Raw genomic sequence first — 26622 nt, 5'->3', positions numbered from 1 at the left:
GAGACGACGTGAAGCGAGCAATCCCCGTTCTTGTCCTGTCCGTGGCGGGTCTGATCCCCGTCTGGCGCTACGAGCCGTCCACCCCGGCCTCGTCGTCCTCCGCCGCGGCGGAGTCGACCACCCCCTCCACCTCGGCCTCGGGCACCACCTTCACCGGGACGACCGTGACCACCGAGAAGGGCGACGTCCAGGTCCAGGTGACCTACGACGGCGACACGATCACGGCCGTGAAGATGCTGAAGCAGCCGAACCATCCGCAGACGACCGCGGCGGTGCCGAAGCTGATCTCGGAGACGCTCCAGGCGCAGAGCGCGGACATCGACACCGTCTCGGGCGCGACGATCACCAGCGACGCCTACAAGGAGTCCCTCCAGGCCGCGATCGACCAGGAGGCGTCCGCCGCGTCGTCGCAGGTGGTCGCGGGATCCACCGTGGCCACCGAGAAGGGCGACGTCCAGGTCCAGGTGACCTTCGAGGGCGACGAGATCACCGCGGTGAAGATGCTGAAGCAGCCGAACCATCCGCAGACGACCGCGGCGGTGCCGAAGCTGATCTCGGAGACGCTCCAGGCGCAGAGCGCGGACATCGACACCGTGTCCGGCGCGACGATCACCAGTGACGGCTACAAGGAGTCCCTCCAGGCCGCGATCGACGCGAAGGGCGCCTGACATGCACCGGGTCGAGCACGTCATGGGCTTCCCCGTGTCCCTGCGCATCGACGACGACCGGGCGCCGGAGGGCGTCGCGGACGCCGTCTTCGCCTGGCTGCGGGAGGTCGACGAGCGGTTCAGCCCCTTCAAGGAGGGCAGCGAGGTGTCCCGGCTGGACCGGGGCGAGCTGTCCCCCGAGGAGGTGAGCGCCGATCTCGCCGAGGTGCTCGGCCTGTGCGAGGAGTACCGGGTCGCCACCGGCGGCGCCTTCGACGTACGGCTGCCCGGACGGGGCCTCGACCCCTGCGCGGTGGTCAAGGGCTGGTCGGTGCAGCGGGCGGCGGAACTGCTGACCGGCGCCGGGCTCGGCCGCTTCTGCCTCAACGCCGGGGGTGACGTCGTCGTCTCCGGCGGGCCCTGGCGGGTCGGCGTACGGCATCCGCAGGCCGCCGACCAGGTCTGCGCGGTGCTGGAGCTGACCGACGCGGCGGTCGCCACCTCCGCCCGCTACGAGCGCGGCGACCACATCCTCGACGGCCGTACCGGTCTGCCCGCCACCGGCCTCGACAGCCTCACCGTCGTCGCCCCGACCCTCACCCTCGCGGACACCGTCGCCACGGCCGCGTTCGCGCAGGGCGCGCAGGGTGTGGAGTGGGCGGCCGGGCGGGCCGGCTGCGAGGTGTTCGCGGTGCTCGAAGGCGGCCGTGTGCTGCGCACCCCGGGGTTCCCGACGGCGGGGGAGCGGGCCGCCGCCTAATCGGTCCACGGCACGAAGCTCTCGACTTCCTCAAGTCGTGCTTGGCGTACGGCTGGTGCGGGGCATCCCCCTGCCACACAGATCCGTGGCGAGAGGCAACGGGGGGCAGGGGAGATGGAGTTCCTGGTGATCGTGGGGATCGGGATCGTCGTGATGTTCGTCGTCGGGGCCCTGCGCGGGACCGGGTCGTCGCGCCGCCGGCGCAAGGGCGGCTGGGGCGACGGCGGCGGGGGCGGCTGCGGGGACGGCTCGTCCTGCGGGGGCGGTTCGTCCTGCGGAGGTGGCGGTGGTTGCGGGGGCGGCGGGGGTGGCGACTGATCCCTGAACGCGAGGGGGCGGGCCGCCGGAAGGGGATCCGGCGGCCCGCCCGTGCTTCCCGGCGGGTTCAGCTCACGTCGGAGGCGTCCAGGCGGTACAGACCGCTGTAGGCGGAGACCGCCGTGCCGTTCTTCTTGACCCAGGTCGAGATCTCCGTGTTGGAGGAGCCCTGGCCGCTGTCGCTGACGACGATGTAGTGCAGCTTGCCGGACTTCACCAGCGACTTGAGCTTGGCGAGGGTCATCGCGTCGTCGGAGCCGGACCAGCCGCCCATCGAGATGACCGGCTGACCGGACTCCAGGATGATCGAGGAGGCGGTCTGGTCGGTGGCGACCGCGACCAGCCAGGTGGCGCCGTCCTGGTTCTTCTTCAGGTAGCTGATCATCGCGGAGCTGACCTGGGTACCGCCGCCCGTCCCGCCGCCGGTCCGGGTCTCGGTGCCTCCGGACTCGGCTGTGCCGGACCCGGCCGTACCGGACTCGCCGGTGGAGGAGGAGCCGTTGCCCGACGGGGGCTGACCCATCGACTGCGTACCGGAGTTGCTCGAGCCGGAGCTCTGGGTGCCGCCCCCCGGACCGCCGGTACCGCTGGGCCGCTGGCCGCCGCCCATGCCGCCCCCGGTGCTGGGACCGGCCGTCGGATTGGTGCCGTTGGTGCCGGAGGTCGCCGCCGAGACCGAGTAGGCCGCCGGACCGGCGAGCAGGGCCACGACCGCCGCGAGGGCCGCGACGCCCATCAGCCGGTGCCGTCGGGTGAAGCGGCCGGCCAGCAGACCGAGGACCGACAGGGTGCCCAGGGCGGCCACCGCGATCTCCGCGACCGTGTACAGCGTGCCGGAGCCGGAGACCCGCTGGAGCAGGACGACCGCCCAGACGGTGCTGGCCGCGACGCCCGCCGGGAGCACCCACGCCCACTTGGCCGCCGAGCCCTCACGGAAGGCCTGGTACAGCATGACCCCGCCCGCACCGGCCAGCGCCGCGACGCCGGGCGCCATGGCGGTGACGTAGTAGGGGTGGAAGGTGCCCTCGGCGAGGGCGAAGGTCAGGTAGTGGAAGAGGAACCAGCCGCCCCAGAGAAGGAGAGCCGCGCGCCTGGCGTCGGTGCGCGGGGCCCGGCCGCGCAGGACCAGACCGGCCACCAGGGCGATCGCCGCGAAGGGGATCAGCCAGGAGATCTGGCCGCCCATGATCTCGTTGAACAGCCGGTACAGGCCGGCCTCGCCGCCGAAGCTGGCGCCGTTGCCCTGCGAGCCCACCGACGCGCTCGCCCCGAAGATCCGGCCGAAGCCGTTGTAGCCGATGACCAGGTCCCAGACCGTGTTGTCGGTGGAGCCGCCGATGTAGGGGCGGGAGGAGGCGGGGATCAGGTCGACGACCACCATCCACCAGGCGCTGGAGACGACGAGCGCGACCGTGCCGACGGCGAGGTTGCGGATCCGGCGGCCGAGGCCGCCCTGGGCGGCCCACAGGTAGACCAGGAAGAACGCGGGCAGGACGACGTACGCCTGCATCATCTTGGTGTTGAACGCGAAGCCGATCGCGACGCCCGACCACACCAGCGGCATCAGCCGGCCGGTGCGCACGGCCTTCAGCAGGGCCGCCGCGCCCAGCAGCATCAGGAAGACGAGGACCGGGTCGGGGTTGGTGTCCCGGGTGATGGCGACCGTGATCGGGGTGAGGGTCAGGGCGAGGGCGGCGATCGTCGCCGCGACCGGGCCGAAGTCCCGCTTGACCAGGCGGTGCAGGAGGGCGACCGAGCCGACCCCGACCGCGACCATCGGCAGCATCAGCTGCCAGGTGCCGTAACCGAACACCCGGGCCGACAGGCCCATCACCCACAGGGCGAAGGGGGGTTTGTCGACGGTGATGAAGCTGCCGGCGTCCAGGGCGCCGAAGAAGAACGCCTTCCAGCTCTTGGTGCCGGAGTAGACGGCCGCGTTGTAGAAGGTGTTGCCGGAGATGGAGGACAGGTTCCAGGCGTACAGGGCCGTCGCGAGGACGAGGATCGCCCAGAGGGCCGGGCGGGCCCAGCGCGGGTCGTCGGGGGCGCCGGTGAACAGGCGCCGCACGAGGCCGCTTCCGGCGGGCGGTGCGGCCCGGTGACGGGAGCCGTCCTCCCGGACCGGGGCGGGCGGCGGGGCGAGGGTCGTCATGACGCGTACTCCAGGTGGCTGTTCGCCCCGGTGGGCAGAGCGGAGGGGGAGGAAGGGATGCGCGCGGCGGGTACCTGCGGGGTGCTCGTGCGGCGCGGGACGCCGGGGACACGGGTGCGGCCGGTGAGGGTGGAGCGGAGCATCCGGCCCATGCCCTTGAGGTCGTCGACGGCCGTGCGGACGATGTCGACGCGGCTGTCGGGGTCGTCGGTCCAGTCGACCGGCACCTCGTGGATGCGCAGCCGGTTGCGCTGGGCCAGGACCAGCAGTTCGGTGTCGAAGAACCAGGCGGTGTCCTCGATGTGCGGGGCGAGGGCCCGGAAGACCTCGGTGCGGACGGCCTTGAAGCCGCACTGCGCGTCCGAGAACCGGGCGCCGAGACCGGCCTTGAGCAGGGTGTTGTAGGAGCGGGAGACGAACTCCCGCTTGGCGCCCCGGACCACGGCCGACTGCCGGTGCAGCCGGCTGCCGATCGCGAGGTCGCTGTGGCCGGACAGGAGCGGCGCGACCAGGGGGAGGAAGGCCTCCAGGCCGGTCGACAGATCCACGTCCATGTAGGCGACGACATCCGCCGCGGACCGCGACCACACATGCTTCAGGGCGCGGCCCCGGCCCTTCTCCTCCAGCCGCTGGGCGTGGACGTGGGGCAGACGCAGGGTCAGCTCGGTCGCCACGCTCCAGGTGGCGTCCGTGCTGGCGTTGTCCGCGATCGTGATGCGGAACGGGAACGGGAAGGACTCTTCGAGGTGTGCGTGGAGACGGCCGATGCTGTCGGCGAGGACGTGTGCCTCGTTGTACACCGGCACCACGATCTCGACCGACCGGCGCCGGACGCCTCCCGCGTTCGTTGCGTTCATGGCCTTGACGATGGGGGCCGTCTCTGGGCAATCCCTGAGCCGCTTCTGAGGGGAGGGTGAGAATCAGCGGACTCACAGCTCGGGCACAGAAGGAGGGGCCTGAAGTACGCCATACACCCGTCGTCCGTCTGAAACGCGACCGGTCTAGAATCTCCCCGCAACAGTCCGAACTCGTGAGGTCGAGAGCGGGCGGGAACCGTCAGACCCGAAGGGTGTTCGGCGTTTTGATACGGATAGATTCAGTCACCAAGCGGTACCCGGACGGCACGGTGGCGGTCGACCGGCTCTCCCTGGAGATACCGGACCGGGCGATCACCGTCCTCGTCGGTCCCTCCGGATGCGGCAAGACGACGACCCTGCGGATGATCAACCGGATGGTCGAGCCCAGTGAGGGCACCATCTGGATCGACGGCCAGGACAGCCGGCGGCAGCCGGTCAACACCCTGCGCCGGTCCATGGGTTACGTCATCCAGAACGCCGGGCTCTTCCAGCACCGCACGATCGTCGACAACATCGCCACCGTGCCCCGGCTGCTCGGCTGGAGCAAGGACCGGGCCCGCTCCCGGGCCCGCGAGCTGATGGAGCGCGTCGGACTCGACGCCTCCCTCGCCAAGCGCTACCCCTACCAGCTCTCCGGCGGCCAGCAGCAGCGCGTCGGCGTGGCCCGGGCGCTCGCCGCCGATCCGCCGGTGCTGCTGATGGATGAGCCGTTCTCCGCCGTCGACCCCGTCGTCCGCAAGGGACTCCAGGACGAACTCCTCCGGATCCAGGACGAGTTGGGCAAGACCATCGTCTTCGTCACCCATGACATCGACGAGGCCGTCAAGCTCGGCACCATGGTCGCCGTACTGCGCACCGGCGGCCGGCTCGCCCAGTACGCGCCGCCCGCCGACCTGCTGTCGGACCCGGCCGACGCGTTCGTCGAGGACTTCCTCGGCGCCGACCGCGGCATCCGCCGGCTGTCCTTCTTCTCCGCCGCCGGACTCGACCTGCTCACCGCGCCGATCGTCGCCGTCGACGCCACCGCCGAGCAGCTCGCCCGCGCCGCCCAGGACGCCCCGTACCTCCTCGTCACCGGCATCGACGGCAAGCCGCTCGGCTGGGGCGAGCCGGACGCCCTGACCGCGGGGAGCATCGACACCGACCGGCTCCTCTCCCACGGACGGCCGTTCGTCGCCGGCGAGGACTCGCTGCGCTCCGCCCTCGACTGCGCCGTGCTCTCGCCCGCCGGCTGGGCGGTCGCCGTGGACGGCGAGGGCCGGGCCACCGGTGTGGTCTCCCAGGCCGCGATCGCCGAGGCGATCCGCGGCGCGCACGAGGCCGCCCCGCCGAAGGCCCTGCGATGAACCGCTTCTTCGACATCCCCAGCGACCTCCAGCACGACTGGATCGGTCTCGTCGGACTGCATCTGCGCGAGGCCCTGCTGCCGGTCCTCGGCGGCCTGCTGCTGGCGCTGCCCATCGCCCAGCTGTGCGTGCGGCTGCGCTGGCTGTACCCGCCCGTGCTGTGGGTGACGACCGTGCTCTACGCCATCCCGTCGCTCGCCTTCTTCGTCGTCCTCATCGACTACACCGGCCAGACCGAACTGACGGTGATGATCCCGCTCACCGTCTACACCCTGGTGGTGCTGGTCCCGGCGATCGTCGACGGCGTCCGCTCGGTGCCGCAGGAGACCCTCGCCGCCGCGACCGCGATGGGCTTCGGACCCGTACGCCGGTACCTCCAGGTCCAGTTGCCGATCGCCACGCCCGCGATCGTCGCCGGGCTGCGGGTGGCGACGGTGTCCAGCATCAGCCTGGTCAGCGTCGGCATGCTGATCGGCAACCAGGGCGCGCTCGGCAACCTGCTGCACGACGCGCAGATCTACAACCGGCCCGAACTCGCCTGGAACTCCGTGCTCACCACGGCGGCCCTCGCCGTCCTGGTGGACGCCCTGCTGGTCGGCGTACGGGTCCTGCTCACCCCCTGGATGCCGAGCGGATCGGGCGCGACCCGCACCCGGAAGGAGGCCACGGCCCGGTGAACGTCCTGCACTTCATCACCTCCTTCTTCACCGACGGCGCCCACTGGTCGGGCTACGACGGCATCCCCACCCGGCTGTTGGAGCACCTCCAGTACTCGTTGGAGGCGCTCGGTCTCTCCGCCCTGATCGGACTGCCCGTCGGCCTGGTCACCGGGCACTACGGCAAGGGCGGCAACACGCTCACCCTGATCGCCACCGCCGCGCGGGCCCTGCCCACCTTCGGCCTGCTGGTCCTCATCGTCATCATCGCCGGCTTCGGCATGCTGCCCGTGATGATCCCGCTGGTCGTCCTCGCCGTCCCGCCGGTCCTCGTCACCACCTACGAGGCGGTGCGCTCCGTCGACCGCTCCCCGGTGGACGCCGCGCGCGGCATCGGCCTGTCGGAGACCCGGATCCTGCTCCAGGTGGAACTCCCGGTCGCGCTCCCGCTGATCCTCGGCGGGCTGCGCTCGGCGGCCATCCAGATCGTGTCCACGGCGACCATCGCCGCGTACGTCGGTCTCGGCGGCCTCGGCCGCTACATCGTCGACGGGCTCTACCAGCACGACTACGAGAAGGTCGTCGGAGGCGCCTCCCTGGTCGCGGCCATGGCCCTCGCCACCCTGGGCATCTTCTGGGCGCTGGCCCGCGCGACGGTGTCGCCGGGAGTGCGACGAGCAGCCTGACCTGTCGAAGGGGTGCCGGGACAGGCGCCCTGAAGGAGGGCGGGGAACCGCGCGACCGGCCACAACCGGTCCGCAGTTCCCCGCAACCGCAGCTGTTGCCTACCCGCCGCTCCGGGCGAGCGCCTGCTCCAGCACCACCAGCAGAGCGTCCCGCACCGAACCCCGCTCACGCGCGTCGAAGACGAGCACCGGCACGCCCTCGGAGACGTCGAGGGCCCAGCGGACCTCGTCGAGCGTGTGGTCGACCCTGCCGTCGAAGGCGTTCACGGCCACCGCGAACGGGATCTGCCGGTGCTCGAAGTAGTCCACGGCGGCGTAGCAGTCGTCGAGCCGGCGGGTGTCGACGATGACCAGACCGCCGACCGCGCCCTCCACGATGTCGTCCCACATGAAGCCGAAGCGTTCCTGGCCGGGCGTGCCGAACAGATACAGCTTCAGCGTCGGGTCGATGGTGAGGCAGCCGAAGTCCATCGCCACGGTGGTCGTGGTCTTGCGCGGGGTGTGGCTGAGGTCGTCCACCCCCGCCGCGACCTCGGTGATGGCCGCCTCGGTGGTGAGCGGCTCGATCTCGGAGATGGAGCCGACGGCGGTGGTCTTGCCCACGCCGAAGCCGCCCGCGATCACCAGCTTCACCGGCAGCGGCGGCCGTACGGCGGCCTGGCCGGCGGCCGGACGGGCGAGCGGTTCAGTCGGAGTCACGGAGTACCCCCCGGGAGTCTGGGATGGCCCGCAGGCCATCGATAACCCTGCGCAGGACGGATGCGTCATGGGTGACGCCGGAGTCGGGCACGTGCACCGACAGCTGCCCCACCGAGCGCAGGTCCTCGGCGAGGACCCGCACCACGTTCAGGTGCAGCCGCAGCCGGGCCGCGATCTCCGCGATGGACTGCGGCACCCGGCAGGCGGCGACGATGTCGTGCTGTTCGAAGGAGAGCCGGTCGAGCGCGTCGATCCCCTCGGTGGTCGCCACCAGCTGGGTCTCCACGGGCATCGCCCGCCCGGACGCGGCCTCGCCCGCGCCCGCGACCCGGCCGGCGGTGACCAGGAAGGGCCGTACCGCGCTCGCGGGGCCGACCGGGCCGGCCGGGGCGAGGGGTTCCTCGCCGGGGCCGTGCGGGCTCTGGCCGTCCGCCATCGGTGTTCGCTTCCTCTGCCGGTGGCCGCGGTCAGCGGGTCCGGGTGGCGCCGACGCTGTTCTTCAGCTCCAGGACGAGCTGCGGACTCAGCGCGGCACCGGCGCGGTTGGCGAACACGGTCATCTCGTAGGCGATGTTGCCCAGCTTGGCCTCCTTGTCGGTGACCACGCCGAGGACGGCGCCGCTGCCGATCGCGGAGACCAGGACGTGGCCGCCCTCCAGATCGATGATGACCTTGTTCAGGCCGCCCAGGCCGTAGTTGCCGGAGGCGCCCGCGGCGAGGCTGGTGATGCCGGAGACGATCGCCGCGAGGCGCTCGGAGTCGGCGTGCTCGCGCAGCTCCGACACCGCGATCAGCAGGCCGTCGGAGGACACCGCGATGGCGTCCACGACCCCCGCGGTCTCGGTGGCGAAACGGTTGAGCAGCCAGGTGAAGTCGGCTGCGGCAGCCCGCAGATCGGTCGGCGTGGTGTCTCCGGTGGGAGTTCCACCTGTCGACGTGCTCACTGCTCGGCTCCTTCCGGAAGGTGGTTCTGGTGGTGCGGGGGGTTCCGGCGCTCGTCCGGGACCCGTCGGTCGTGCGAGCTGTCGGTGTCGCGGTGGGCGCGTTCCACGGCCGCCTCGAACTCCTCCAGCGCGCTGCGCACGGCGTCCGCGTCGGCGGGCCGCGCCGCCTGCCGCGCCATTGCGGCGGAGGCGTCCACAGTGGTCCGCAGGGTGGCACCCCGCACCCGCCGCCGCAGCGGCCGGGCCCCCTCGGCGGCGGCCGGACGCTCCTCGCCGAGGACGGGAGCGGGTACGGCCGGCCCCACGGGGTCGGGGGTACGGGCGTGGGCTTCGGAGGGCGCCGGGGCGCCGCCCGAGGCGGCTGCCGGGGCCGTCGTACGGCCGTCGTGCGCCGACACGGACTCCCGGGGAGCCGTACGTCCCTCCGCGGACGCGGACGCGGAGGCCCAGGCCGTCGTCCGTTCGGCGGACGCCGGGGTGCCGTTCGGCGCGGTCGTGTCCGCGGCCGGTGCCGGGGCGGGCGTCCTGGCCGTGCGGCGGGGGAGGGCCGGGGCGTCCATGCCGGGCTCCTCGGCGGTACGGCGGTGAGCCGCCGTCTCCGGGGCCGAGGCGTCGGCCGCCGTCGCCGGCTCGGGGTCCCGCTCGGCCCAGGAGGGCTGTTCGCGGCGCGGCACCCGACGGGGAAGCGAGGCGTCGTCGCCCGTGCGGGAGGCCGCGGCGGCGGGGGAGGGACCGGCGGCGGGGGCCGACGGGGCCGGGAGGGACGAGGCCGCGGCGGTGGGCACGCCGACCTCGCTGAGCGTCAGCAGCAGCGTGGCCGGGATGCGGACCTCGGCCGTCACACCGCCGCCCGGGGTACGGGAGAGGGTGACGTCGACGTCCCAGCGGCGGGCCAGCGCACCGACCACGAACAGACCGAGCACCTTCGTCGGCACCAGGTCGAGCCGCTTACGGCGCACCAGCCGGGCGTTCTCCTCGGCGATCCGCTCGGCGCTCATGCCGAGGCCGTGGTCGGAGACGGTGATGGAGGCGCCGCCCTGGTCGGAGCCGACCCGCACCTCGACGGGGCTGCCCTCGGGGGAGAACGACACGGCGTTCTCCAGGAGTTCGGCGATCATCAGGGTGAGGTCGCCGACGATGTCGGGCTCCACGACGGCCTCGCCGCGGGCGTAGAGCTGCACCCGCTGATAGCCCTCGATCTGGCCGAGCGCGGCACGCACCACGTTGGTCAGCTCGGTCGGGCCGGAGTCGAGGACGGTCTCGCGGATGCCGGCCAGCAGCATCAGGCTGTCGGCGTTGCGGCGCAGACGGACCGCGATGTGGTCGATGGAGTAGAGCCGCTCGAGCAGCGCCGGGTCGGTCTCCCCGCGCTCCACCCAGTCGATCAGGGCGAGCTGGCGGGTCGTGAGGTTGGAGACGCGGCGGCCGACGTTGCCGAACATCTCGGCGACGTTGCGCCGGCTGAGCACCTGGCGCTCCAGCAGCGCCGCCGCGGTCGTCTGCACGTTGTTGAAGGCCTCGGCCAGCTCACCGATCTCGTCGTCGGCCGTGACCGGCAGCTCGCGCAGCCGCGGCGAGCCGGTCTCCTCGGCGTCGTCGTCGGCGACCCGGGCGAGCTCGCGCCCGGCGATGTCGGCGACCTCCTGCGCGGCACCGGTCAGCGCCAGCACCGGGCGCACCACGGAACGCCGTACGAGGATGGAGAACGCGATCCACAGGGCGAAGCAGACCAGCGCGAGGTTGAGCAGCAGACCGGCCCGCCACTGGGCGCTGACGGAGGCGTCGTCGGCGCGGTCGGCGATCTGGTCGATCAGCGAGGTGGTGATCTTCAGCCGGGTCCCGGCCTGCGCGCTGTAGTCCGGGTACGAGGCGAGGGCCGCCCGGAACGCCCGGCGGATGTCCGCCTGGGACTCGGCCTGCAACGCGCTCGGGTCGACGGCCAGTTCGGCGAAGTGCTGGCTGATGGAGGCCTGCGCGGAGTTGTGCTCGATGCCGCCGAGCTGGTCGGCCTGCGCCGCGGTGGCGAACCGGCCGAAGCGGTCGGCCTGGTAGGTGTACAGCTCGAAGGAGCCGACCGCGCCGGTGTACTCGATCAGCGCGTTGCTGTCGCCGGTGCGCGAGGAGAACACGCCGGTCTCGTAGGCGCCGTGGGCGGCGTCGGCGCGCAGCAGCGAGTCGAGCAGGTTGCCGGTGAAGGTGCTGGCCAGGTTGGAGTCGCGGTCCAGGCCCAGCCCGTCGATGACGGCGTCCGAGGCACCGGAGTACGCCGGGTCGATGTTGTCGGCGGGCAGATAGCCCTGCTCGACCGTGCTCCGCAGACCCGCCAGGCCCTCGATCCCGCGCAGCGCCTGTGCCTCGCTGTCGGGCAGCCGGTCGCCGAACGCGTCGACCACCTTGCGCACCTGGGTGTCCACGGTGAGCTGGGCCTTGCGGTAGGGGTCCGTGGAGGGCGTGCCGCCGTCGAAGGACGCCTGGTGCCGCACCGAGAGCAGGATCGCCTGCTGGTGCTCGTTCTGCAGGTCCGAGACGAGCCGGGCCACCTGGGTGCTGGTGCGCACCAGCTGGGCGGCGTCCTCGGCCTGGTTGGACTCCTGCACCAGCTCGGTGAAGAGGTACGCCAGCATCAGGGCGATGACGCCGAGCGGGATGCCGACGAGCAGGTTCAGCTTGCGCTGGAAGGGCCACCGGTCGGCGAAGCTCCGCAGCCCCCGGCGCACGGACGACGGTGCCGAAGTCGCTGACCGGGCGGGCGCGTCCACCTCTTTCGTGGACACCGGGCCTCCTTCGAAGGGGTGTTGCGGGCGTGCCGGGCCACGCGTGTGGCCGAATGTGAGCGAAACGGCATTCGAGTGGCCCCTGCACACCGCCGTGGCCGCTGCCGACTCCGGCGACGATATCGCTTCTCTGATCGATCGAGCACGTCGCCCTACGTCAAGAATCCATTACGAAGAGCCCCCTAAACCTCCAGGAAGGGCTTTCAAACACTACGCAACTGACCACGAAACGAAGCGAATCGGTAACAGGTTCGCGCTTGACTGATGAAGAACGGGGTGGATTGGATCAGGCCAGGCTTCTTGCCTAGTCAGTTCCTCATCGCCCCCCAGAGCTCGGAACGGAACCGTGACTTCCAACGCCCACAGCAGCAGGTCCAGGTCCCTCAGGAACACCGGCGTGACGGCCGTCGCGCTCGCCGCGGCGACGGCACTGCTCGCAGGATGCGGCTCCTCCGACGACAAGTCCGACCCGCTCGCGGGGGACAAGGCGGACAACGGGACCGTCGTCGTCGGCTCCAACAACTTCGCCGAGAGCATCCTGATCGCCGACATCTACGGCGAGGCCCTCAAGGCCAAGGGCATCAAGGTGTCCTACAAGCCCAACATCGGCAGCCGTGAGACCACGTACGGTCTGCTCAAGAACGGCTCCATCACCGTCCTGCCGGAGTACAACGGCTCGCTGCTGGCCTACCTCGACGCGAAGGCCGAGCAGAAGTCGCTCGCGACCGTGAACGCCGCCGTCAAGGCCAAGCTCGACTCCAAGCTGACGCTGCTGGAGTCCTCCCCGGCCGAGGACAAGGACTCCGTCACGGTCAACAAGGCGACCGCGGACCAGTACAAGCTCACCTCCGAGTCCACCCTCGCCGACCTCAAGGACGTCGCGCCCGACCTGATCCTCGGCGGCTCGCCCGAGTTCCAGACCCGTCAGCAGGGCATGGTGGGCCTGGAGTCGGTGTACGGCCTGAAGTTCAAGTCCTTCAAGGCGCTGGACGCTGGCGGCCCGCTCACCCAGGCCGCGCTGAAGAAGAACACCGTGCAGGCCGCGGACATCTTCACCACCGACCCGACCATCACCAAGGAAGGGTTCGTCGTCCTCCAGGACCCGGAGAACCTGTTCGGCTTCGCGAACGTGACGCCCCTGGTCTACAAGAGCGGGCTCTCGGACGAGGGCGTGGACGCGCTCAACGCCGTCTCCGCCAAGCTGGACACCAAGACCCTGCTGGACCTGGACTCGCAGGTGCAGCTGGAGAGCAAGGACCCGCTCGACGTCGCCAAGGCCTGGCTGAAGTCCGCGGGCCTCGCCTGACGTTCCCTCCTTGGCGACCCCTGTCGACCCCCCCGCCGGTCGTCCTGACCGGCACCGGCCTCACCGTCGGCGAGCTCATCGCGCTCGCCGACGGCGAGGCCGTGCCCGCGGTCGCCCCCGAGGCCCGCGAACGGGCCGTACGCTCCTGGCGGGCCGCCCAGCGCCTCGCCGCCGGGGGACGGCTCTACGGCCGCGGCACCGGCGTCGGCGCGCACCGCTCGGTGGGCGTCGACGAGGGCGACGAGAGCGCCCACGGCCTCAGACTGCTGCGCAGCCACGCGGGCGGCGGCGGGGCGCCGCTGCCCGCCCGTCAGGTCCGGGCGATGCTCGTCGTCCGCGCCAACCAGCTCCTGGCCGGCGGCGCCGGCATCCAGCCCGCCTTCGTCGACGCCCTCACCGAGGCCCTGCGCCTGGGCGTCCACCCGGAGGTCAACGAGTACGGCGGCATCGGCACCGGCGACCTGACGGCCCTCGCCCAGACAGGCCTGACCCTGATCGGCGAACGCCCCTGGTCGACCGCCGCCCGCCCCGCGCGACCGGCCGCCGCCCCGGGTGCCGGGGCGGACGGACCCCCGGACGGCGATCTGTTCGACTCGGCGGACGCCGCCCGGCGTGGTCCCGGCCCGGCCGCCGGTCCCCACACCTCCTGGCGGGACCTCGGACCGGACCCGCGGACCGGTCCGCCCGGGGCCGACGCACCCACGGCCACCGCCGTGCCGCCCCCGCCGACGACACGCACCGCACCCGGCGGGCCCGGTGACCCGGCCCTGCCGCTCGCCGCCGCGCCGGAGGCGGACCCTGCGCCCGGTACGCTCCCCGCCCCCGTCACCCTGCTCCCCGGTGACGCGCTCGCCCTGCTGAGCAGCAACGCGCTCGCGCTGGGACAGGCCGCGCTGGCGCAGCACGGGCTCGATGTGCTGCTGCGGGCCACCCATGCCGTGGCCGCGCTCTCGCTGGCGGCGGTGGGCGGTTCGGCGGAGGCCTACGCGGCCGCCGTGCACGCGCTCAGACCGTATGAGGGCGCGGCGCGGGCCGCCGGGGAGGTACGGCGGCTGCTCGGGATCGGGGACGACGCGCAGGGGCCGTCCGGCCGGCGGATCCAGGACCCCTTCGGGTTCCGGGCCTTCCCGCAGGCGCACGGCTGCGCCCTGGACGCCTGCGCGCGGCTGGGCGCGATCGTGGAGGTGGAGGTCAACTGTCCCTCCGAGAACCCGCTCGTGGCCGCCGACGGCACCACCGCCCACCACCACGGCGGCTTCTTCGCCGCGCCGCTGGGCCTCGCCCTGGACGCGGCCGACCTCGCCCTGCTCCAGACGGCCCAGCTCTCCGTGGCCCGGCTGTCCGCGCTCGGCGACCCGGACCTCACCGGGCTGCCCGCCTTCCTCGCCGCCGGGCCCGCGAGCAGCTCGGGCACGATGATCCTGGAGTACACCGCCAACTCGGCGCTCGCGGAACTGCGCGCGTGCGCGGCGCCCGCCTCGGCCGGGCACGCCGTCCTCTCCCGCGGGCTGGAGGAGGCCGCCAGCTTCGCCGGCCAGGCCGCCCGCCAGACCCTCCGGGCGACCGAGGCCTACGGCACCGTCCTCGCCTGCGAACTCGTCACCGCCGTACGCGCGTTGTGGCTGTGGCCGGTGCCGCCGACGGTCCCCGCGTTCACCCTGGCGACGGCCGCCCTGCCCCTCGGCACGGACGACCGCCCCCTGACCGGAGACCTGGCAGCGGCAGCCGAACTGCTGCCGCGGCTCGCGGAGTTGTGACGCGGCAGATCGGCAGATCGACGGCCCGGTGGCTCAGTAGCCCACGGAGAAGGTCGCGTCCTGCTGCTCGGTCGACGTCGAGATCGGGTCGATGCGCAGGACGTAGTTCGAGTGCCGGATGTAGCGGGTGGGGTTGTTGTACGAGCGGAACGACGACCAGGTCGAGTCCGCGAGGCCCGCCGTGCGGTAGAAGGTCGCGTCCCCGGCGAACGTCGACGTACCGTCGTTGACGTCGAGCTGGAGCGCGTAGTTGTAGTGCCGCAGGTAGCGGGTCGGGTAGTTGACCGACCGGAAGGAGACGCCGGAGCTGTCCGCGAGGCCCGGGACGATCGTCCACAGCGAGTCCTTGTACGGCTCGACCGGGTACTCGTCGATGCGGCCGACGTAGTTGGAGTGCCGGACGTAACGCGCCGGGTAGTTGTAGGACTTGAGGCGGTTCCAGGCGGGTGCGCCCCAGTAGGAGAGCAGCGCGTTGTACTGGGCCGTGGTGATCGTCGAGATGCCGCAGTGCTTGGAGTTGACCGGCTGGGTGTAGGTCTTCTGGTCCAGCGCGGTCCAGGTGCCCGCCGACAGGTCGCTGGACTGCCAGGCGTAGAAGACGCCGTTGGGGGTGTAGGTGTCGCCCCAGAGCCACCAGGTGCCGGAGGACAGGGACTTGACCAGGGTCGGCGCCTCGGTGCCGCCGTGCGCGGCGCCGGTGGAGAACTCCGTGAAGCTGCCCGGGTCCAGCGTGGTCGACCGCGCGCCGACGAGCGTCTGGTTCTTCTTGAAGTAGAGGTAGTTGTAGCCGTTCACCCCCACCGCCATGTCACCGTCGATCACGTCGTAGCCCGGGTCGAAGAAGACCTGCGGGGCCGAGGCGGTGACGAAGTCGCTGGTGTAGTTCACCATGATCACGTTGTGGCCGCTGTCGTTGACCGCGGAGTAGATCAGCCCGTACTGCCCCCGGCTCGCGTCCCAGAACGCCTCGGGCGCCCAGCTGTGGGTGTTCATGTCGTGCAGCTTCAGCCGGTGGTAGCCGGTGAAGGTGCGCAGGTCCGTGGAGTTCCACACGTGCACGTACTGGCTGACGTAACTCCAGTCGGTGCCCTTGAGGTCGGTGGCGAGCACCACGAAGGTGCCGTCCTGCTTCTTCAGGATGAACGGGTCGCGCAGCCCGAGCGCGCCCTCGGTCGGTGTGACCACGGGGTTGTTCTGGTTCAGCGGCGTCCAGCGCAGTCCGTCCGTGCTGACGGCCAGGTGCAGGCCGTAGTCGGTGCCGTCGCCGAGGTTGGTCGACTCGGTGAAGTAGCACATCACGTACGCCGAGTCGGCCGCGTGGGCCGCCGGGGTGCCGAGCGTGAGGGCGAGGGGCACGGAGGCCGCCGCGCCGAGGAAGAGGCGGCGGGAGGGGTTGGGGGTCATGTGCTCTCCACGGATATTTTGGCCGATATATCGAACGAGGTTCGGTGAGCCGGTCAGAACGTAGGGGCGGGAGAGGAACAGGTCAATCATTGAGACAGGCTTGGCGGTTTTCCGCCGTCCTGCTGTGCGCCGCCCATGAGAAACCGTGTGATCGCGCGGCCCGTGTCGGGCTACCCTCGGCGGCCGTGAACAGAAGACGGCGCAAGAAACTCACCCAGTCCCTCGCCGGGGCGGTCCTGTGCGACCAGGGCGCGCGCGTCGACCGGCTGCTGAAGGCCGGCGCCGACCCGGCGGCCCCCGATGTCGACGGCACGACTCCCTTGTACGCGGCCTGTGTTCAGGGCGCGGCCGGGATCGCCCGCAGCCTGCTGGCGGCAGGTGCGCCGCCCGACGCGGAGAGCGCCGGTCCCGGCGCCGAGGGAACTCCCCTGTGCGCGGCGGCCTGTTGGGGCCACACCGAGACGGTCCGCGTCCTGCTGGCCCATGGCGCCGACCCCATGTTCCGCGAGGACCACGGCACCGGCTGGACGCCCCTGCGCTGGGCGCTGCGGGGCCCGCACCCGGAGACGGCCGACCTGCTGCGGGCCGCGATCGCCCGCCGGGAGGCCGAAGAACCGGCCGAAGAACCGGCTGAAGAACCGGCTGAAGAACCGGCTGAAGAACCGGCTGAAGAACCGGCTGAAGGACCGGCAGACGGATCGGCTGAAGGATCGGCTGAAGGACCGGCTGAAGGACCGGCTGAAGGACCGGCTGAAGGACCGGCACACAGATCGGCAGACGGACCGGCAGAGGGACCGGTCAGCGTGCCGGGCCCGACCCCAGGGTGACATCCGCGATCACCCGGTCGATCAGGGCGATCAGCACGTCCCGGCACGACTCCCGCTCCCGCGCGTCGCACAGCAGCACCGGGACCCCCTCCGGCAGCGCCAGGGACGCCCTGATCTCCTCCGCAGGATAGGGATGCTCCCCGTGGAAGCCGTTCACCGCGACCACGAAGGGGATGTGTCTGCGCTCGAAGAAGTCGATCGCCGCGAAACTCGACTCCGGCCGGCGCACATCGACCAGCACCACCGCCCCCAGCGCCCCGACGGCCAGGTCGTTCCACATGAACCAGAACCGCTGCTGACCCGGGGTGCCGAACAGATACAGCACCAGGTCGTCGCCGATGGTGATCCGTCCGAAGTCGAGGGCCACGGTGGTGGACCGTTTCTCCTCGATGCCCTTCAGATCGTCGATCTCCAGACCGGCGACGGTCAGCGGCTCCTCCGTACGCAGCGGAGCGATCTCGCTGACCGACCCGACCATGGTGGTCTTGCCGACGCCGAAGCCACCGGCGATGAGGATCTTCACCGTGTCGGGCGCCGCGACCGCGCCTGCGGTGGGCTCAGATCCGGCCAAGGCCGTCCCTCACTTTCTGCAGCAGGTCCAGATCCGCGGCGCCGGAGACGGAACGGGGCGGCCGGGCCGTGATCAGGCCCGCCTCCAGCAGATCGCAGAGCATGATGACGACCACGCTCACCGGCAGGTCGAGATGGGCCGCGAGTTCCGCCACGGCCACCGGACGGGCGCTCAGCCGCAGGATCCGGGCGTGTTCCGGCTGCGGCCGCGCGGCCCGCTCGGGCGGCGGGTCCACCGCCGTCACCGTCGTGATGAGCGTGAAGTCGGCGCGGCTGGGCCGGGTCCGCCCACCGGTGAGGGTGAACGGCCTGACGAGCCGGCCCGCTTCGTCGCCTTGGCTCACCTCACCCGCCGTTGCCGCGGACGGCGGGACCGATACCGGCCCGCGGTGCCGCGCTCAGGTGCTCGCCGATCTTCTTCACCAGCATGTTCATCTGGTACGCGACGACGCCGACGTCGGCGTGCGAGCCGGCCAGCACCACCAGATGGGCGCCGGGACCGGCCGAGGTGAGGATCAGATAGCTGTTGGCCATCTCGATGAGCGCCTGGCGCACCGGGCCGCCGCGGAAGTCCATGCTGACGCCCTTGCTCAGGCTCATCAGGCCCGAGGCGGTCGCCGCCAGCCGCTCGGCGTCCTCCCGCAGGAACCCGGTGGACTTGCTGACCACCAGCCCGTCCTCGGAGAGCACGACGGCCTGGTTCACATCGGCCACCCGGTCCACGAGGCCGGTCAGCAACTGGTCGAGCTGGGTGTTCGTGGCGGGGATGGAGTGTGTCATCGCGGTGTCCTTCATGAGCGGTCGGCGGGCGGGGTCGGGGTCTGGGTGGCGCCTGCGGCGGTGACCGCCGGACCGGGCGGGAGCACGGCGTCGTCGGCATCGGCATCGGCGTCGTCGGCATCGGCGTCCTCGTGGTCGCGGGCCTGGAGCGTGCCGCGCTGGAAACCGGCGAGCGAGGAGGCCGCGCGCTCGGCCGTGAAGTCGTCGGGGAAGCCGTCCTCCTCGCAGGGCGGCGCCTCCTCCCGCAACTCGGCGGCGAGGCTGGTCTGCGGAACCCGCTGAGGCAACGGCCTGAGCCCGCCCGCCCGACCTCCGGCACCGGCGGTCGCGAGCCCGGGGGAGCGGGGTGCCTCCTCGGGCTCGGGCTCGGGCTCGGGTGCGGGCTCGGGTGCGGCCGGGGACGGCGGTGTGCGGGGTGTGCTCCTCGGGCCGCCCGCCGGTGCGGACGCCTCCTGGATGGCGGCGGCCTTGTCGCGTCGCGGCAGCGGAGGGGTGCGCCCGTCGTGGGGTCGGCCGTGCTCGGGATCGGGCCTGGGCGTGGGCTCCTCGTTCCCGGTCGGCTCCCCGGTCGTACCGGACCCGTCGGACGTCCCGTCGGCCGGTGCCGGCTCCTCCTCGTCCGAGAGTCCCCGCAGGGCCTCGGACAGTCTGCGGATCGTGTCGACCGGCTCGGGCGCGGCCGGGGGCGGCGGGGCGGTGGTCTCGCGGACCACGATGTCGTGCGGGACCAGGACGATCGCCGTGACACCGCCGTACGGCGAGGGGCGCAGGGTCACCGCGATGCCGTGCCGGGTGGCCAGCCGGGCGATCACGAACATGCCGAGCCGCAGGTCGTCGGCGAGCGCCACCACGTCGAACTGCGGGGGCACCGCCAACTGCGCGTTGAAGGACTCGTAGTCCTCCTCGGACAGACCGAGACCGCGGTCCTCGACCTCGATCGCCAGCCCCTTGGCCACCGTCGAGGCCCGCACCCCCACCGGACTCGGCGCCGCCGAGTACGAGGTCGCGTTGTCGATCAGCTCGGCCAGCAGATGGATCACGTCGGCCACCGCGGGCGGCGCGATGTAGAGGTCCTCCTCGGTGTGCACCTCCACCCGCTGGTACTGGGCCACCTCGCCGACCGCGCTGCGCAGGATGTCGATCAGCGCCACCGGCTCCGACCAGCTGCGCCCCGGCCGGCCCCCGCTGATGATGACGAGGTTCTCCTCGTACCGGCGCAACTGGCTTGCCGTGGAGTCGAGTTCGTACAGTCCCTTGAGGACCTCCGGGTCCTGGTGGGCGCGCTCCAGCGCGTCGAGCTTGCTGAGCTGGAGGTTGACCAGGTTCTGGCTCTGCCGGGCGATGCCGAGGATGACCTTCTGGAAACCCCGCCGGGTGTCGGCGAGTTCGACCGCGGTGTGCACGGCGGTGCGCTGCGCCGCGTTGAACGCCGTGGCCACCTGGCCGAGTTCGTCACCGCCGTAGTCCAGCGGCGGGGTCGCCGATTCCACATCGACAGTCTCTCCCCGGTCCAGCCGCGCCACCACGTCCGGGAGCCGTTCCTGCGCCAGACTGAGCGTCGCCATCCGCAGACCGCGCAGCCGCCGGGACAGCGACCGGGTGATCCGCCAGGACATCCCGACGCACAGCAGCAGGGCGACGAGACCGCCGGCGCTCAGCGAGGCGGCCTTGATGAGCAGGGCGCGCGCGTTGTCCGCGCTGTGCTGGAGCAGCGAGGCGGTCTGCCGCTGGATGAGCGTCGCGTACTGGTCGGAGACCTCGATGAGCGCGGCCCGCCACTGCTTCTGCACGTCCGGCAGGACGACCAGGCCCTTCTTGTCCCGCTCGGCCCCGGCCGCGAGCACCTTGTCCTCGATGGACTGGAGGATCTGCCACTGGTAGCTGGTGAGGATCTTCTCGGTCTCGGTCTTGGCGGCCCCGGTGAGCGAGGGGACGATCTGGTCCTCCACCAGCCAGCGCCGGGTGTTCACCAACTGGGTGAACTGCGACCAGGTCTTCTGGTCCATCCGCCCCGAGGGCCCGGCCAGGGTCAGCCGCAGATCCTCCTCCGAGACCAGTTCCGCCGCGTGCTCCAGGGCGACGAGCGGGCCGGCCTGCGAGGTGAGGTCGCCGTCGTCGACCTGCGACAGCTCCTGGAAGGCGTGGATCTGGACGTCGATGATCGAGGTGTACTGGTCCAGGGCCTGCGCGGCGGTGATGCCGGTGGGCCGGTCCACCTGGCCCCGGTAGTACTCCAGGCTGCTCACCGAGGCGACGACCGAGTACAACTGGTCCCTGACCCGCTCGGGCGCCTGCTGGATGGCGTCGGCCCGGGAGACCAGCTTGGCGACCGCCGTGTCCGTCCTCTTGCGCTGGGCGTCCAGCGCGGCGCGGGCGGTGCCGCCCCCCGAGGCCAGCCACACGGCCGACAGGCTGCGTTCCTGCTGGAGCGCGAGGGTGGCCTCGGTGCCCATCGCGCCCGTGGAGCGGCTCAGTTCGGTCTGCGTGCGCAGCCGCAGCCCCTCCGAGAACATCTGGATCGTCGTCACACCCCACATGGCGGCGAGGGTGACGCTGGGCACCAGCGCCAGGAGTATCAGGGAGAGACGTATGGAGCCGAGACGCCGGCGCCGGGCACCTGTCCGTGGAGACATGGTCGTCCTAGGGTGATCAGCGGGGAGCGGATGCGGGGAGGGGGGGCGGGGGGACCGGCGTGCACCGCCGGGTCAGCGCGTACCGTCGGCGGCGAACCGCGCCACGTCGGAGACATTGGACTTCGTGACGAAGGCCGGCCCCGTCAGCACGGGGGACACACCGCCTCCGCTGATGTTGCCGTTCGTCCGGTACAGCCAGAGCGCGTCCACGGCCAGATAGCCCTGGAGATACGGCTGTTGATCCACCGCGAACTGCACCCCGCCGTCGCGGACCGCCCCGACCAGGTCCTTGTTGAGGTCGAAGGTGGCGACCTTCGCCTTGCTGCCCGCCTTCTTCGCCGCGTCGACCGAGGCGAGCGCGAACTGCGCCCCGTTGGCGATCACTTCGTCGATACCGGGATCCTGCTGGAGGCGTGCCGTCACGGCGGCGGACACCGCGTCCATGTCGGTCCCGTCGACGTAGAGCATCTCGGTCTCCCCGGTGAACGTCTTCTTCACACCGGCGCAGCGGGCCTCCAGGGAGATGTTGCCGCGCTCGTGGATGACGCACAGGGTGTGCTTCGCGCCGAGGCCGTCGAGCTTGTCGCCGACCGCGCGGCCCGCGACGCTCTCGTCCTGGCCGAAGTACTCCAGCAGTCCGGTCGACTGCCAGGCGTCTATACCGGAGTTGAGACCGACCACGGGTATCCCGGCCGCCTTCGCCGCGGCCACCGGGCTCTTCATCGCCTGCGGCTTGGCCAGCGTCACCGCGATGCCGTCCACCTTGTCGCGGACCGCGTCCCGCACCAGCTCGGCCTGACCGGCCCCGTCGGCGTCGCTCGTGTAGCTCAGCTCGACGTCGTCCTTGGCGGCCGCGGCCTCCGCGCCCTTGCGCACCAGCTCCCAGAAGGCGTCGCCCTGGGCGCCGTGGGTGACCAGGGCGACCTTCATTCGGCCGCCGGAGCCGCTCGCTCCGTCCGGGCCGGAGGAGCCGTCGCCGGAACAGCCGGCGAGGAACAGGGCGCAGGTGACCGCGAGGACGGTGATGCGCACCGATCCGGCGGGGCCGGCGGGTCTTGGCGGCGGTGAGGCGGGGAGGGGACTGTTCATGGGGGGCTGCACCTCGCTGTGCGGCAGAGCATGAGGACGGGGCGTGCGCCGCCGGAGCGACGGGGTGGGCGCCGGCGAGACGCTATCGCTGGCTCGGAGCCAACCGTGTGTGACCGCTGGTAGTCAAGTAAACAACCACTTGGGGTGAGGTGCTGCTGCCGCATCGTGATGTGGGACGGGACCGGAGGGGGCGAAAGGGAGCATAGCCGCAGGTGGATTGAATGATCGTCAAAATTGCGGAACGCCTCCGTGTCACCGCGGGTCAGGGCTTGCGTGCCACCGCCCCGTACATCGCGATGTCCTCGTCGCGCAGCACCTCGGTGCCGCTGCCGTCGGGGCGCCAGCGGTGCACCTGGACGATGCCGGGGTCGACGAGGTCGAGCCCCGTGAAGAAGGCGGCGGCCTCCGCGCGGGTGCGCAGCCGCATCGGCATGCCCCGGGCCGCGTACTCCCGGGCCACCCGGCCCACCTCGTCGGGCGCGAAGTCCGCGGTGCCGACGGACATCGCCAGGTAGCTGCCCGGGGGCAGCGGGTCGAGCAGCCGGCGCACGATGCCCACGGCGTCGTCCTCGTCCAGCAGGAAGTGCACGATCGCGATCACGGTGAGGGCGACCGGCCGCCCCAGGTCCAGCGTCCCGCGGAACGCGGGCGAAGCCAGGATCCCCGCCGGGTCGCGCAGGTCGGCCTCCACATAGACGGTGCGCCCCTCGTCCGAGCCGCCCAGCAGATCCCGGGAGAGGGTGAGGACGAGCGGGTCGTGGTCGACGTACACCACCCGGGCGTCGGGGGCCTCGGCCTGGACGATCTCGTGGAGGTTGGGGGAGGTGGGGATGCCGCTCCCGATGTCGAGGAACTGGCGGATGCCCGCCTCCCGGGCCAGATGGCCGACCGCGCGGTGCATGAAGTCGCGGTTGGCCCGCATGTGCACCGGGAGCGCGGGCCACTCCCGGACCATCGCGTCACCGGCCTCGCGGTCCGCCGGGAAGTGGTCCTCGCCGCCGATGATGTAGTCGTAGATCCGGGCGGAGTGGGGCGTCCCGGAGTCGATCTCTTCAGGGCTCATACGTCCAACCTCCCACTCCCGTACGCCCGTTGAACAGGCGCACGGGCCCGGAAACGGCCGCCCCCTACACTGAACCGGTTCACGCCCAGCCGAGGAGGTCGACCACCGTGGCGTTCGAGGATCCCGCAGCCGAGGTGCTCGCGCACGCGGCCGAGACCTTCGGGCTGCTCGCCTCCCCGGCCCGGCTGCACCTGGTGTGGGCGCTGTCCCACGGCGAGAGCGATGTGACCGGGCTCGCCGACCGGGTCGGCGGCGCGCTGCCGGCCGTCAGCCAGCACCTGACCAAGCTGAAGCTGGCCGGCCTCGTCCGCTCCCGGCGCGAGGGCCGCCGCCAGGTCTACTTCGTCGACGACCCGGACGTCGTGGACGTCGTCCGCCTGGCCATGGACCGCCTCGCCGGCCGGACCGGCCCGGCCGACCGCGTCGCCGGGGCCGCGCACCCGGCCGCCCGTCTCCGTGGCCTCTGAGGCACCCGCCGCCGGCGCCGACGGCACCGCCCTGCAGGTGCTGCGCCGCCTGGAGAGCGGGCCGCGCGGGCTGACCGAGGCCGAGGCCGCCGCCCGGCTCGCCGCCACCGGCGACAACACACCGCCCGCGGCCCGCCCCGTCTCCTGGCCCCGGCTGCTGCTGCGCGGCACCCGGGACCCCTTCACCGCCGTCCTCCTCGTCCTCGGCCTGGTCTCCGCGCTCGTCGCGTCCTGGGGCACCGCCGCCGTGATCCTCGCGCTCGTCGCGGTCAGCGTCGTGCTCCGCGCGAGCGGCGAGCACCGCGCAGACCGGTCCCTGGCCGGGCTGCGCGCCCTGGTCGCCGGCACGGCCACCGTGCTGCGCCGGCCGGCCGACGGGGAGCCGCCCCGCGCCCGCGAACTGCCGGTCGCCGACCTCGTGCCGGGCGATGTGATCCGGCTCGGCCCCGGCGACCTCGTCCCGGCGGACGTACGCCTGCTGCGCGCCCGCGGCCTCACCGTGCACCAGTCCGCGCTGACGGGCGAGTCGGCGCCGGTCGCGAAGACGGCGGCGCAGACCCCGGACCCCGCCGCCGAGTCCCACCTCTGCTTCCAGGGCTCCGACATCGCCTCCGGCAGCGCCACCGCCGTGGTCCTCGCCACCGGGGCGCGCACCCGGATCGCCGCCGCGCTCGACGGGACCGGGCGGCGGGAGCCCAGCGCCTTCGACCGGTCCGTGCACGGCATCTCCTGGGTGCTGATCCGCTTCATGCTGCTCACCCCGCCGCTCGTGCTGATGGCGAACGCCGCCCTGCGCGGCCGGGGCCTGGAGACCGTGCCCTTCGCTGTCGCGGTGGCCGTCGGCCTCACGCCCGAGATGCTCCCGGTGATCGTCACCACCTGTCTGGCCCGGGGCGCGGCCCTGCTCGCCCGTACCCACGGCGTGATCGTCAAACGGCTGCCCGCCCTGCACGACCTCGGCGCGATCGACGTGCTCTGCGTCGACAAGACGGGCACCCTCACCCAGGACCGCCCCGTCGTCGACCGCTCCCTCGGCCCGGACGGGCACGACGACCCCGGCGCCCTGCACTGGGCCGCCGTCAACGCCTGGTGGACCCTCCAGCTCGCCGAACTCCCCGAGCCGGACACCCTCGACGAGGCGCTCCTGGAGGCGGCCCCGCGGTCCGGGGCGGACGGCCCCGAGGCGTACGACGGAGTGGACGCCGTCCCGCACGACCCCGTCCGGCGTCTGGCCACCGCGGTGCTGCGCGGCCCGAGCCCCGGCACCCACACGCTGGTCGTCAAGGGCGCGGTGGAGGACGTCCTGGACCGGTGCGCGCTGGCGGAGGGGGAGCGGGACCGCCTGACCGCGCTCGCCCGGCGCGAGGCGGACGCCGGTCTGCGCCTGCTCGCCGTCGCCACCGCGCGGCGCCCCGCGCGCACCCGCCCCTACACCCCCGCCGACGAACGCGGCCTCACCTTCCGCGGCCTGGTCACCTTCCGCGACACCCTCGCCCCGGAGGCCGCCGAGACCCTGCGCGGCCTGCTCGACCTGGGCGTCACGGTCCGCGTCCTGACCGGGGACCACCCGGGCACGGCGGCCCGGGTCTGCCGTGAGCTGGGGTGGGAGCCGGATCGGGTGGTCATCGGGGCGGACGCCGGCCCCGCCCCGGAACCGGCCGCCGCGGACCGCGTCGTGCACGCCCGGTGCACCCCCGCCGACAAGGCGCGCGTGGTCGAGGAGCTGCGGGCGGCCGGGCACACCGTGGGGTTCCTCGGCGACGGGGTCAACGACGCCCCCGCCCTGCGCGCCGCCGACGTCGGCATCGCGCCGCGCTCGGCCTGTGCCGTCGCCCGGGAGTGCGCCGACGTCGTCCTCGGCGAGAGGGACCTCGCGGCCGTCGGCCACGCCGTCACCGCGGGCCGGTACAGCAGCGGGAACATCGTCTCGTATCTGCGCGTCACCCTCTCCTCCAACCTGGGCAACGTCCTCGCGATGCTCACGGCGGGTCTGCTGCTGCCGTTCCTGCCGATGCTCCCGGCCCAGGTGCTCGTGCAGAACCTGTGCTTCGACGCCGCCCAGCTCGCCTTCGCGTACGACCGTCCCGGCGCCGCCGCGCTGCGCCGCCCCGCCGGGCTGCGGCCCCGCTCCTTCCTGCGGTTCCTCACCGGGTTCGGCGCGCTCAACGCCGTCGCCGACCTCGCCACCATCGGGGTGCTCGCCCTAGCCCTGCACGGCCCCGACGCGGTCGACGACGAGGCCGTCTTCCACTCCGCCTGGTTCACCGAGAACCTGCTCACCCAGGCCCTGGTGATGGTGCTGCTGCGCACCGGACGCCGCGGCGCCGCCACCGGCCCCGTCGGCCGGGCCGCCGCCCTGCTCGGCGCCGTCGGAGTGCTGCTGCCGCCGAGCCCGCTGGGCGCCCGGCTCGGCATGACCGCGCTGCCGCTGCCGTACTACCTGCTGCTCACCGTCGTCCTCGGCCTGTACGCGCCGGCCCTGCGCCGGCTGACCCGGGGTCCCCGGGGGGCTCGGTCGGAGGAGCCTCCGGGTTGTACAGTTGCGCAACATAGCAACCATTGCTGACGGAGAGGTCTCGAGCATGCTGCGCAATGGACTGGAGCCCTGGCACCTGCTGGTCGTGGCGGTCGTCGTCGTCCTGGTGTTCGGCTCGAAGAAGCTGCCGGACACGGCGCGCGCGCTCGGCAGGTCGATGCGCATCCTCAAGAGCGAGGCCAGGGCGATGAAGGACGACGGCACCGCGGGCGGCACCGTCTCCGAGCCGCAGACCACGGTCACGACCGCTCCGGCCGACCCGCCCGTCACCACGCACTGAGAGAACCGGGAGAACCGGGAGAACCGGCGGGGCCGGGACCCTCCTGCCGTGTGCAGGTGGTCCCGGCCCCG

Annotated in this window: 24 protein-coding genes and 1 pseudogene; 12 read left to right on the top strand and 13 right to left on the bottom strand. The window is 72.5% G+C overall.

The annotated features are described in order from the left end of the window. The first annotated feature begins 8 nt into the window (after positions 1-8). From ABZ490_RS45850 to ABZ490_RS45840, 3 genes are all read left to right on the top strand, one after another. Entirely contained in the window at positions 9-668 is a 660-nt protein-coding gene (locus ABZ490_RS45850; RefSeq protein WP_359004681.1) for an FMN-binding protein, read from the top strand. Position 669: 1 nt separating this feature from the next. Then, positions 670-1407 carry an FAD:protein FMN transferase gene (locus ABZ490_RS45845; RefSeq protein WP_359004678.1) on the top strand — a complete coding sequence of 246 codons (738 nt, stop codon included), beginning with the start codon at positions 670-672 and terminating at the stop codon, positions 1405-1407. A gap of 114 nt (positions 1408-1521) precedes the next feature. Then, a complete protein-coding gene (locus ABZ490_RS45840; RefSeq protein WP_359004675.1) occupies positions 1522-1725 on the top strand; it encodes a hypothetical protein in 204 nt (67 codons plus the stop codon). A gap of 67 nt (positions 1726-1792) precedes the next feature. Here ABZ490_RS45840 and ABZ490_RS45835 read toward each other — a convergent pair whose 3' ends face one another. Together ABZ490_RS45835 and ABZ490_RS45830 are read right to left on the bottom strand one after the other, a co-directional pair. Next, positions 1793-3877 carry a glycosyltransferase family 39 protein gene (locus tag ABZ490_RS45835; RefSeq protein ID WP_359004672.1) on the bottom strand — a complete coding sequence of 695 codons (2085 nt, stop codon included), beginning with the start codon at positions 3875-3877 and terminating at the stop codon, positions 1793-1795. Beyond that, positions 3874-4734 carry a dolichyl-phosphate beta-glucosyltransferase gene (locus tag ABZ490_RS45830; protein WP_359004669.1) on the bottom strand — a complete coding sequence of 287 codons (861 nt, stop codon included), beginning with the start codon at positions 4732-4734 and terminating at the stop codon, positions 3874-3876. Before ABZ490_RS45830 ends, ABZ490_RS45835 begins: the two co-directional genes overlap by 4 nt. A gap of 224 nt (positions 4735-4958) precedes the next feature. Between ABZ490_RS45830 and ABZ490_RS45825 the strand changes: the two genes are divergently transcribed. From ABZ490_RS45825 to ABZ490_RS45815, 3 genes are read left to right on the top strand one after another with little or no spacing between them, the layout of a single operon-like run. Continuing rightward, positions 4959-6080: an ABC transporter ATP-binding protein gene (locus tag ABZ490_RS45825; RefSeq protein WP_359004768.1), complete on the top strand. Its 1122-nt coding sequence runs from the start codon at positions 4959-4961 to the stop codon at positions 6078-6080. Further along, the gene (locus ABZ490_RS45820; protein WP_359004666.1) at positions 6077-6757 is read left to right on the top strand and encodes an ABC transporter permease subunit; all 681 of its coding nucleotides are present in this window, start codon (positions 6077-6079) and stop codon (positions 6755-6757) included. Before ABZ490_RS45825 ends, ABZ490_RS45820 begins: the two co-directional genes overlap by 4 nt. Continuing rightward, entirely contained in the window at positions 6754-7422 is a 669-nt protein-coding gene (locus ABZ490_RS45815) for an ABC transporter permease (RefSeq protein WP_359004663.1), read from the top strand. The genes ABZ490_RS45820 and ABZ490_RS45815 overlap by 4 nt, the downstream gene beginning before the upstream one ends. Positions 7423-7521: 99 nt before the next feature. Here ABZ490_RS45815 and ABZ490_RS45810 read toward each other — a convergent pair whose 3' ends face one another. Genes ABZ490_RS45810 through ABZ490_RS45795 form a run of 4 tightly spaced genes read right to left on the bottom strand, consistent with a single transcriptional unit; the run spans position 7522 to position 11839 of the window. Further along, positions 7522-8121: an ATP/GTP-binding protein gene (locus ABZ490_RS45810; RefSeq protein WP_359004660.1), complete on the bottom strand. Its 600-nt coding sequence runs from the start codon at positions 8119-8121 to the stop codon at positions 7522-7524. Then, entirely contained in the window at positions 8108-8557 is a 450-nt protein-coding gene (locus ABZ490_RS45805; RefSeq protein ID WP_359004657.1) for a DUF742 domain-containing protein, read from the bottom strand. The genes ABZ490_RS45810 and ABZ490_RS45805 overlap by 14 nt, the downstream gene beginning before the upstream one ends. Before the next feature lie 31 nt (positions 8558-8588). Next, on the bottom strand, positions 8589-9065 hold the full coding sequence (locus ABZ490_RS45800) for a roadblock/LC7 domain-containing protein (protein ID WP_059202334.1): 477 nt from the start codon (positions 9063-9065) through the stop codon (positions 8589-8591). Beyond that, on the bottom strand, positions 9062-11839 hold the full coding sequence (locus tag ABZ490_RS45795; protein WP_359004652.1) for a sensor histidine kinase: 2778 nt from the start codon (positions 11837-11839) through the stop codon (positions 9062-9064). Before ABZ490_RS45795 ends, ABZ490_RS45800 begins: the two co-directional genes overlap by 4 nt. A 346-nt stretch (positions 11840-12185) precedes the next feature. On the opposite strand from ABZ490_RS45795, the gene ABZ490_RS45790 reads away from it, so the two are divergent. Both ABZ490_RS45790 and ABZ490_RS45785 read left to right on the top strand, forming a co-directional pair. Further along, positions 12186-13145, top strand: a complete 960-nt coding sequence (locus ABZ490_RS45790) for an ABC transporter substrate-binding protein (protein ID WP_359004649.1) — start codon at positions 12186-12188, stop codon at positions 13143-13145. Then, positions 13142-14902: an aromatic amino acid lyase gene (locus ABZ490_RS45785; RefSeq protein WP_359004765.1), complete on the top strand. Its 1761-nt coding sequence runs from the start codon at positions 13142-13144 to the stop codon at positions 14900-14902. The genes ABZ490_RS45790 and ABZ490_RS45785 overlap by 4 nt, the downstream gene beginning before the upstream one ends. 33 nt (positions 14903-14935) lie before the next feature. On the opposite strand, the gene ABZ490_RS45780 is transcribed toward ABZ490_RS45785, so the two are convergent. After that, positions 14936-16306, bottom strand: coding sequence for a glycoside hydrolase family 43 protein (locus tag ABZ490_RS45780; RefSeq protein ID WP_359004646.1), 1371 nt, complete (start codon positions 16304-16306; stop codon positions 14936-14938). A gap of 185 nt (positions 16307-16491) precedes the next feature. Here ABZ490_RS45780 and ABZ490_RS45775 point away from each other — a divergent pair. Then, positions 16492-16905: pseudogene (locus tag ABZ490_RS45775) on the top strand (ankyrin repeat domain-containing protein); the annotation flags it as partial. A 199-nt stretch (positions 16906-17104) separates the two neighbouring features. Here ABZ490_RS45775 and ABZ490_RS45770 read toward each other — a convergent pair. The 6 genes from ABZ490_RS45770 to ABZ490_RS45745 all read right to left on the bottom strand — a co-directional run bounded on the left by ABZ490_RS45770 (position 17105) and on the right by ABZ490_RS45745 (position 23268). After that, the gene (locus ABZ490_RS45770; RefSeq protein WP_359004643.1) at positions 17105-17704 is read right to left on the bottom strand and encodes an ATP/GTP-binding protein; all 600 of its coding nucleotides are present in this window, start codon (positions 17702-17704) and stop codon (positions 17105-17107) included. After that, positions 17691-18047 (bottom strand): DUF742 domain-containing protein, encoded by a 357-nt coding sequence (locus ABZ490_RS45765; RefSeq protein WP_055638740.1) that lies wholly within the window; start codon positions 18045-18047, stop codon positions 17691-17693. Before ABZ490_RS45765 ends, ABZ490_RS45770 begins: the two co-directional genes overlap by 14 nt. A gap of 1 nt (position 18048) precedes the next feature. Continuing rightward, positions 18049-18483, bottom strand: a complete 435-nt coding sequence (locus tag ABZ490_RS45760) for a roadblock/LC7 domain-containing protein (protein ID WP_359004640.1) — start codon at positions 18481-18483, stop codon at positions 18049-18051. An 11-nt stretch (positions 18484-18494) separates the two neighbouring features. Continuing rightward, a complete protein-coding gene (locus ABZ490_RS45755; protein ID WP_359004637.1) occupies positions 18495-21116 on the bottom strand; it encodes a nitrate- and nitrite sensing domain-containing protein in 2622 nt (873 codons plus the stop codon). Between the two features lie 72 nt (positions 21117-21188). Continuing rightward, the gene (locus ABZ490_RS45750; protein WP_359004634.1) at positions 21189-22205 is read right to left on the bottom strand and encodes a substrate-binding domain-containing protein; all 1017 of its coding nucleotides are present in this window, start codon (positions 22203-22205) and stop codon (positions 21189-21191) included. 262 nt (positions 22206-22467) lie between these two features. After that, positions 22468-23268, bottom strand: coding sequence for an SAM-dependent methyltransferase (locus ABZ490_RS45745; RefSeq protein WP_359004631.1), 801 nt, complete (start codon positions 23266-23268; stop codon positions 22468-22470). A 107-nt stretch (positions 23269-23375) separates the two neighbouring features. Here ABZ490_RS45745 and ABZ490_RS45740 point away from each other — a divergent pair, with 107 nt between their 5' ends. From ABZ490_RS45740 to tatA, 3 genes are read left to right on the top strand one after another with little or no spacing between them, the layout of a single operon-like run. Further along, positions 23376-23735 (top strand): metalloregulator ArsR/SmtB family transcription factor, encoded by a 360-nt coding sequence (locus ABZ490_RS45740; RefSeq protein ID WP_359004628.1) that lies wholly within the window; start codon positions 23376-23378, stop codon positions 23733-23735. Continuing rightward, positions 23725-26301 carry a magnesium-translocating P-type ATPase gene (gene mgtA / locus ABZ490_RS45735; RefSeq protein WP_359004625.1) on the top strand — a complete coding sequence of 859 codons (2577 nt, stop codon included), beginning with the start codon at positions 23725-23727 and terminating at the stop codon, positions 26299-26301. The genes ABZ490_RS45740 and mgtA overlap by 11 nt, the downstream gene beginning before the upstream one ends. Positions 26302-26317: 16 nt before the next feature. Next, on the top strand, positions 26318-26551 hold the full coding sequence (gene tatA, locus ABZ490_RS45730; RefSeq protein WP_359004622.1) for a Sec-independent protein translocase subunit TatA: 234 nt from the start codon (positions 26318-26320) through the stop codon (positions 26549-26551). Positions 26552-26622: the final 71 nt, after the last annotated feature.

The sequence above is a fragment of the Streptomyces sp. NPDC005811 genome (assembly GCF_040630405.1).
Taxonomy (GTDB): Bacteria; Actinomycetota; Actinomycetes; order Streptomycetales; family Streptomycetaceae; genus Streptomyces.
This window is presented reverse-complemented; position numbering and strand designations above follow the sequence as displayed.

Bases quoted from the DNA above. Each gene is read 5' to 3' on its own strand.
- ABZ490_RS45760 (WP_359004640.1), bottom strand. From the start codon at position 18,483: ATGACACACTCCATCCCCGCCACGAACACCCAGCTCGACCAGTTGCTG.
- tatA (WP_359004622.1), top strand. From the start codon at position 26,318: ATGCTGCGCAATGGACTGGAGCCCTGGCACCTGCTGGTCGTGGCGGTC.
- ABZ490_RS45745 (WP_359004631.1), bottom strand. From the start codon at position 23,268: ATGAGCCCTGAAGAGATCGACTCCGGGACGCCCCACTCCGCCCGGATC.
- ABZ490_RS45845 (WP_359004678.1), top strand. From the start codon at position 670: ATGCACCGGGTCGAGCACGTCATGGGCTTCCCCGTGTCCCTGCGCATC.
- ABZ490_RS45835 (WP_359004672.1), bottom strand. From the start codon at position 3,877: ATGACGACCCTCGCCCCGCCGCCCGCCCCGGTCCGGGAGGACGGCTCC.
- ABZ490_RS45805 (WP_359004657.1), bottom strand. From the start codon at position 8,557: ATGGCGGACGGCCAGAGCCCGCACGGCCCCGGCGAGGAACCCCTCGCC.
- ABZ490_RS45755 (WP_359004637.1), bottom strand. From the start codon at position 21,116: ATGTCTCCACGGACAGGTGCCCGGCGCCGGCGTCTCGGCTCCATACGT.
- ABZ490_RS45780 (WP_359004646.1), bottom strand. From the start codon at position 16,306: ATGACCCCCAACCCCTCCCGCCGCCTCTTCCTCGGCGCGGCGGCCTCC.
- ABZ490_RS45840 (WP_359004675.1), top strand. From the start codon at position 1,522: ATGGAGTTCCTGGTGATCGTGGGGATCGGGATCGTCGTGATGTTCGTC.
- ABZ490_RS45830 (WP_359004669.1), bottom strand. From the start codon at position 4,734: ATGAACGCAACGAACGCGGGAGGCGTCCGGCGCCGGTCGGTCGAGATC.
- ABZ490_RS45820 (WP_359004666.1), top strand. From the start codon at position 6,077: ATGAACCGCTTCTTCGACATCCCCAGCGACCTCCAGCACGACTGGATC.
- ABZ490_RS45750 (WP_359004634.1), bottom strand. From the start codon at position 22,205: ATGAACAGTCCCCTCCCCGCCTCACCGCCGCCAAGACCCGCCGGCCCC.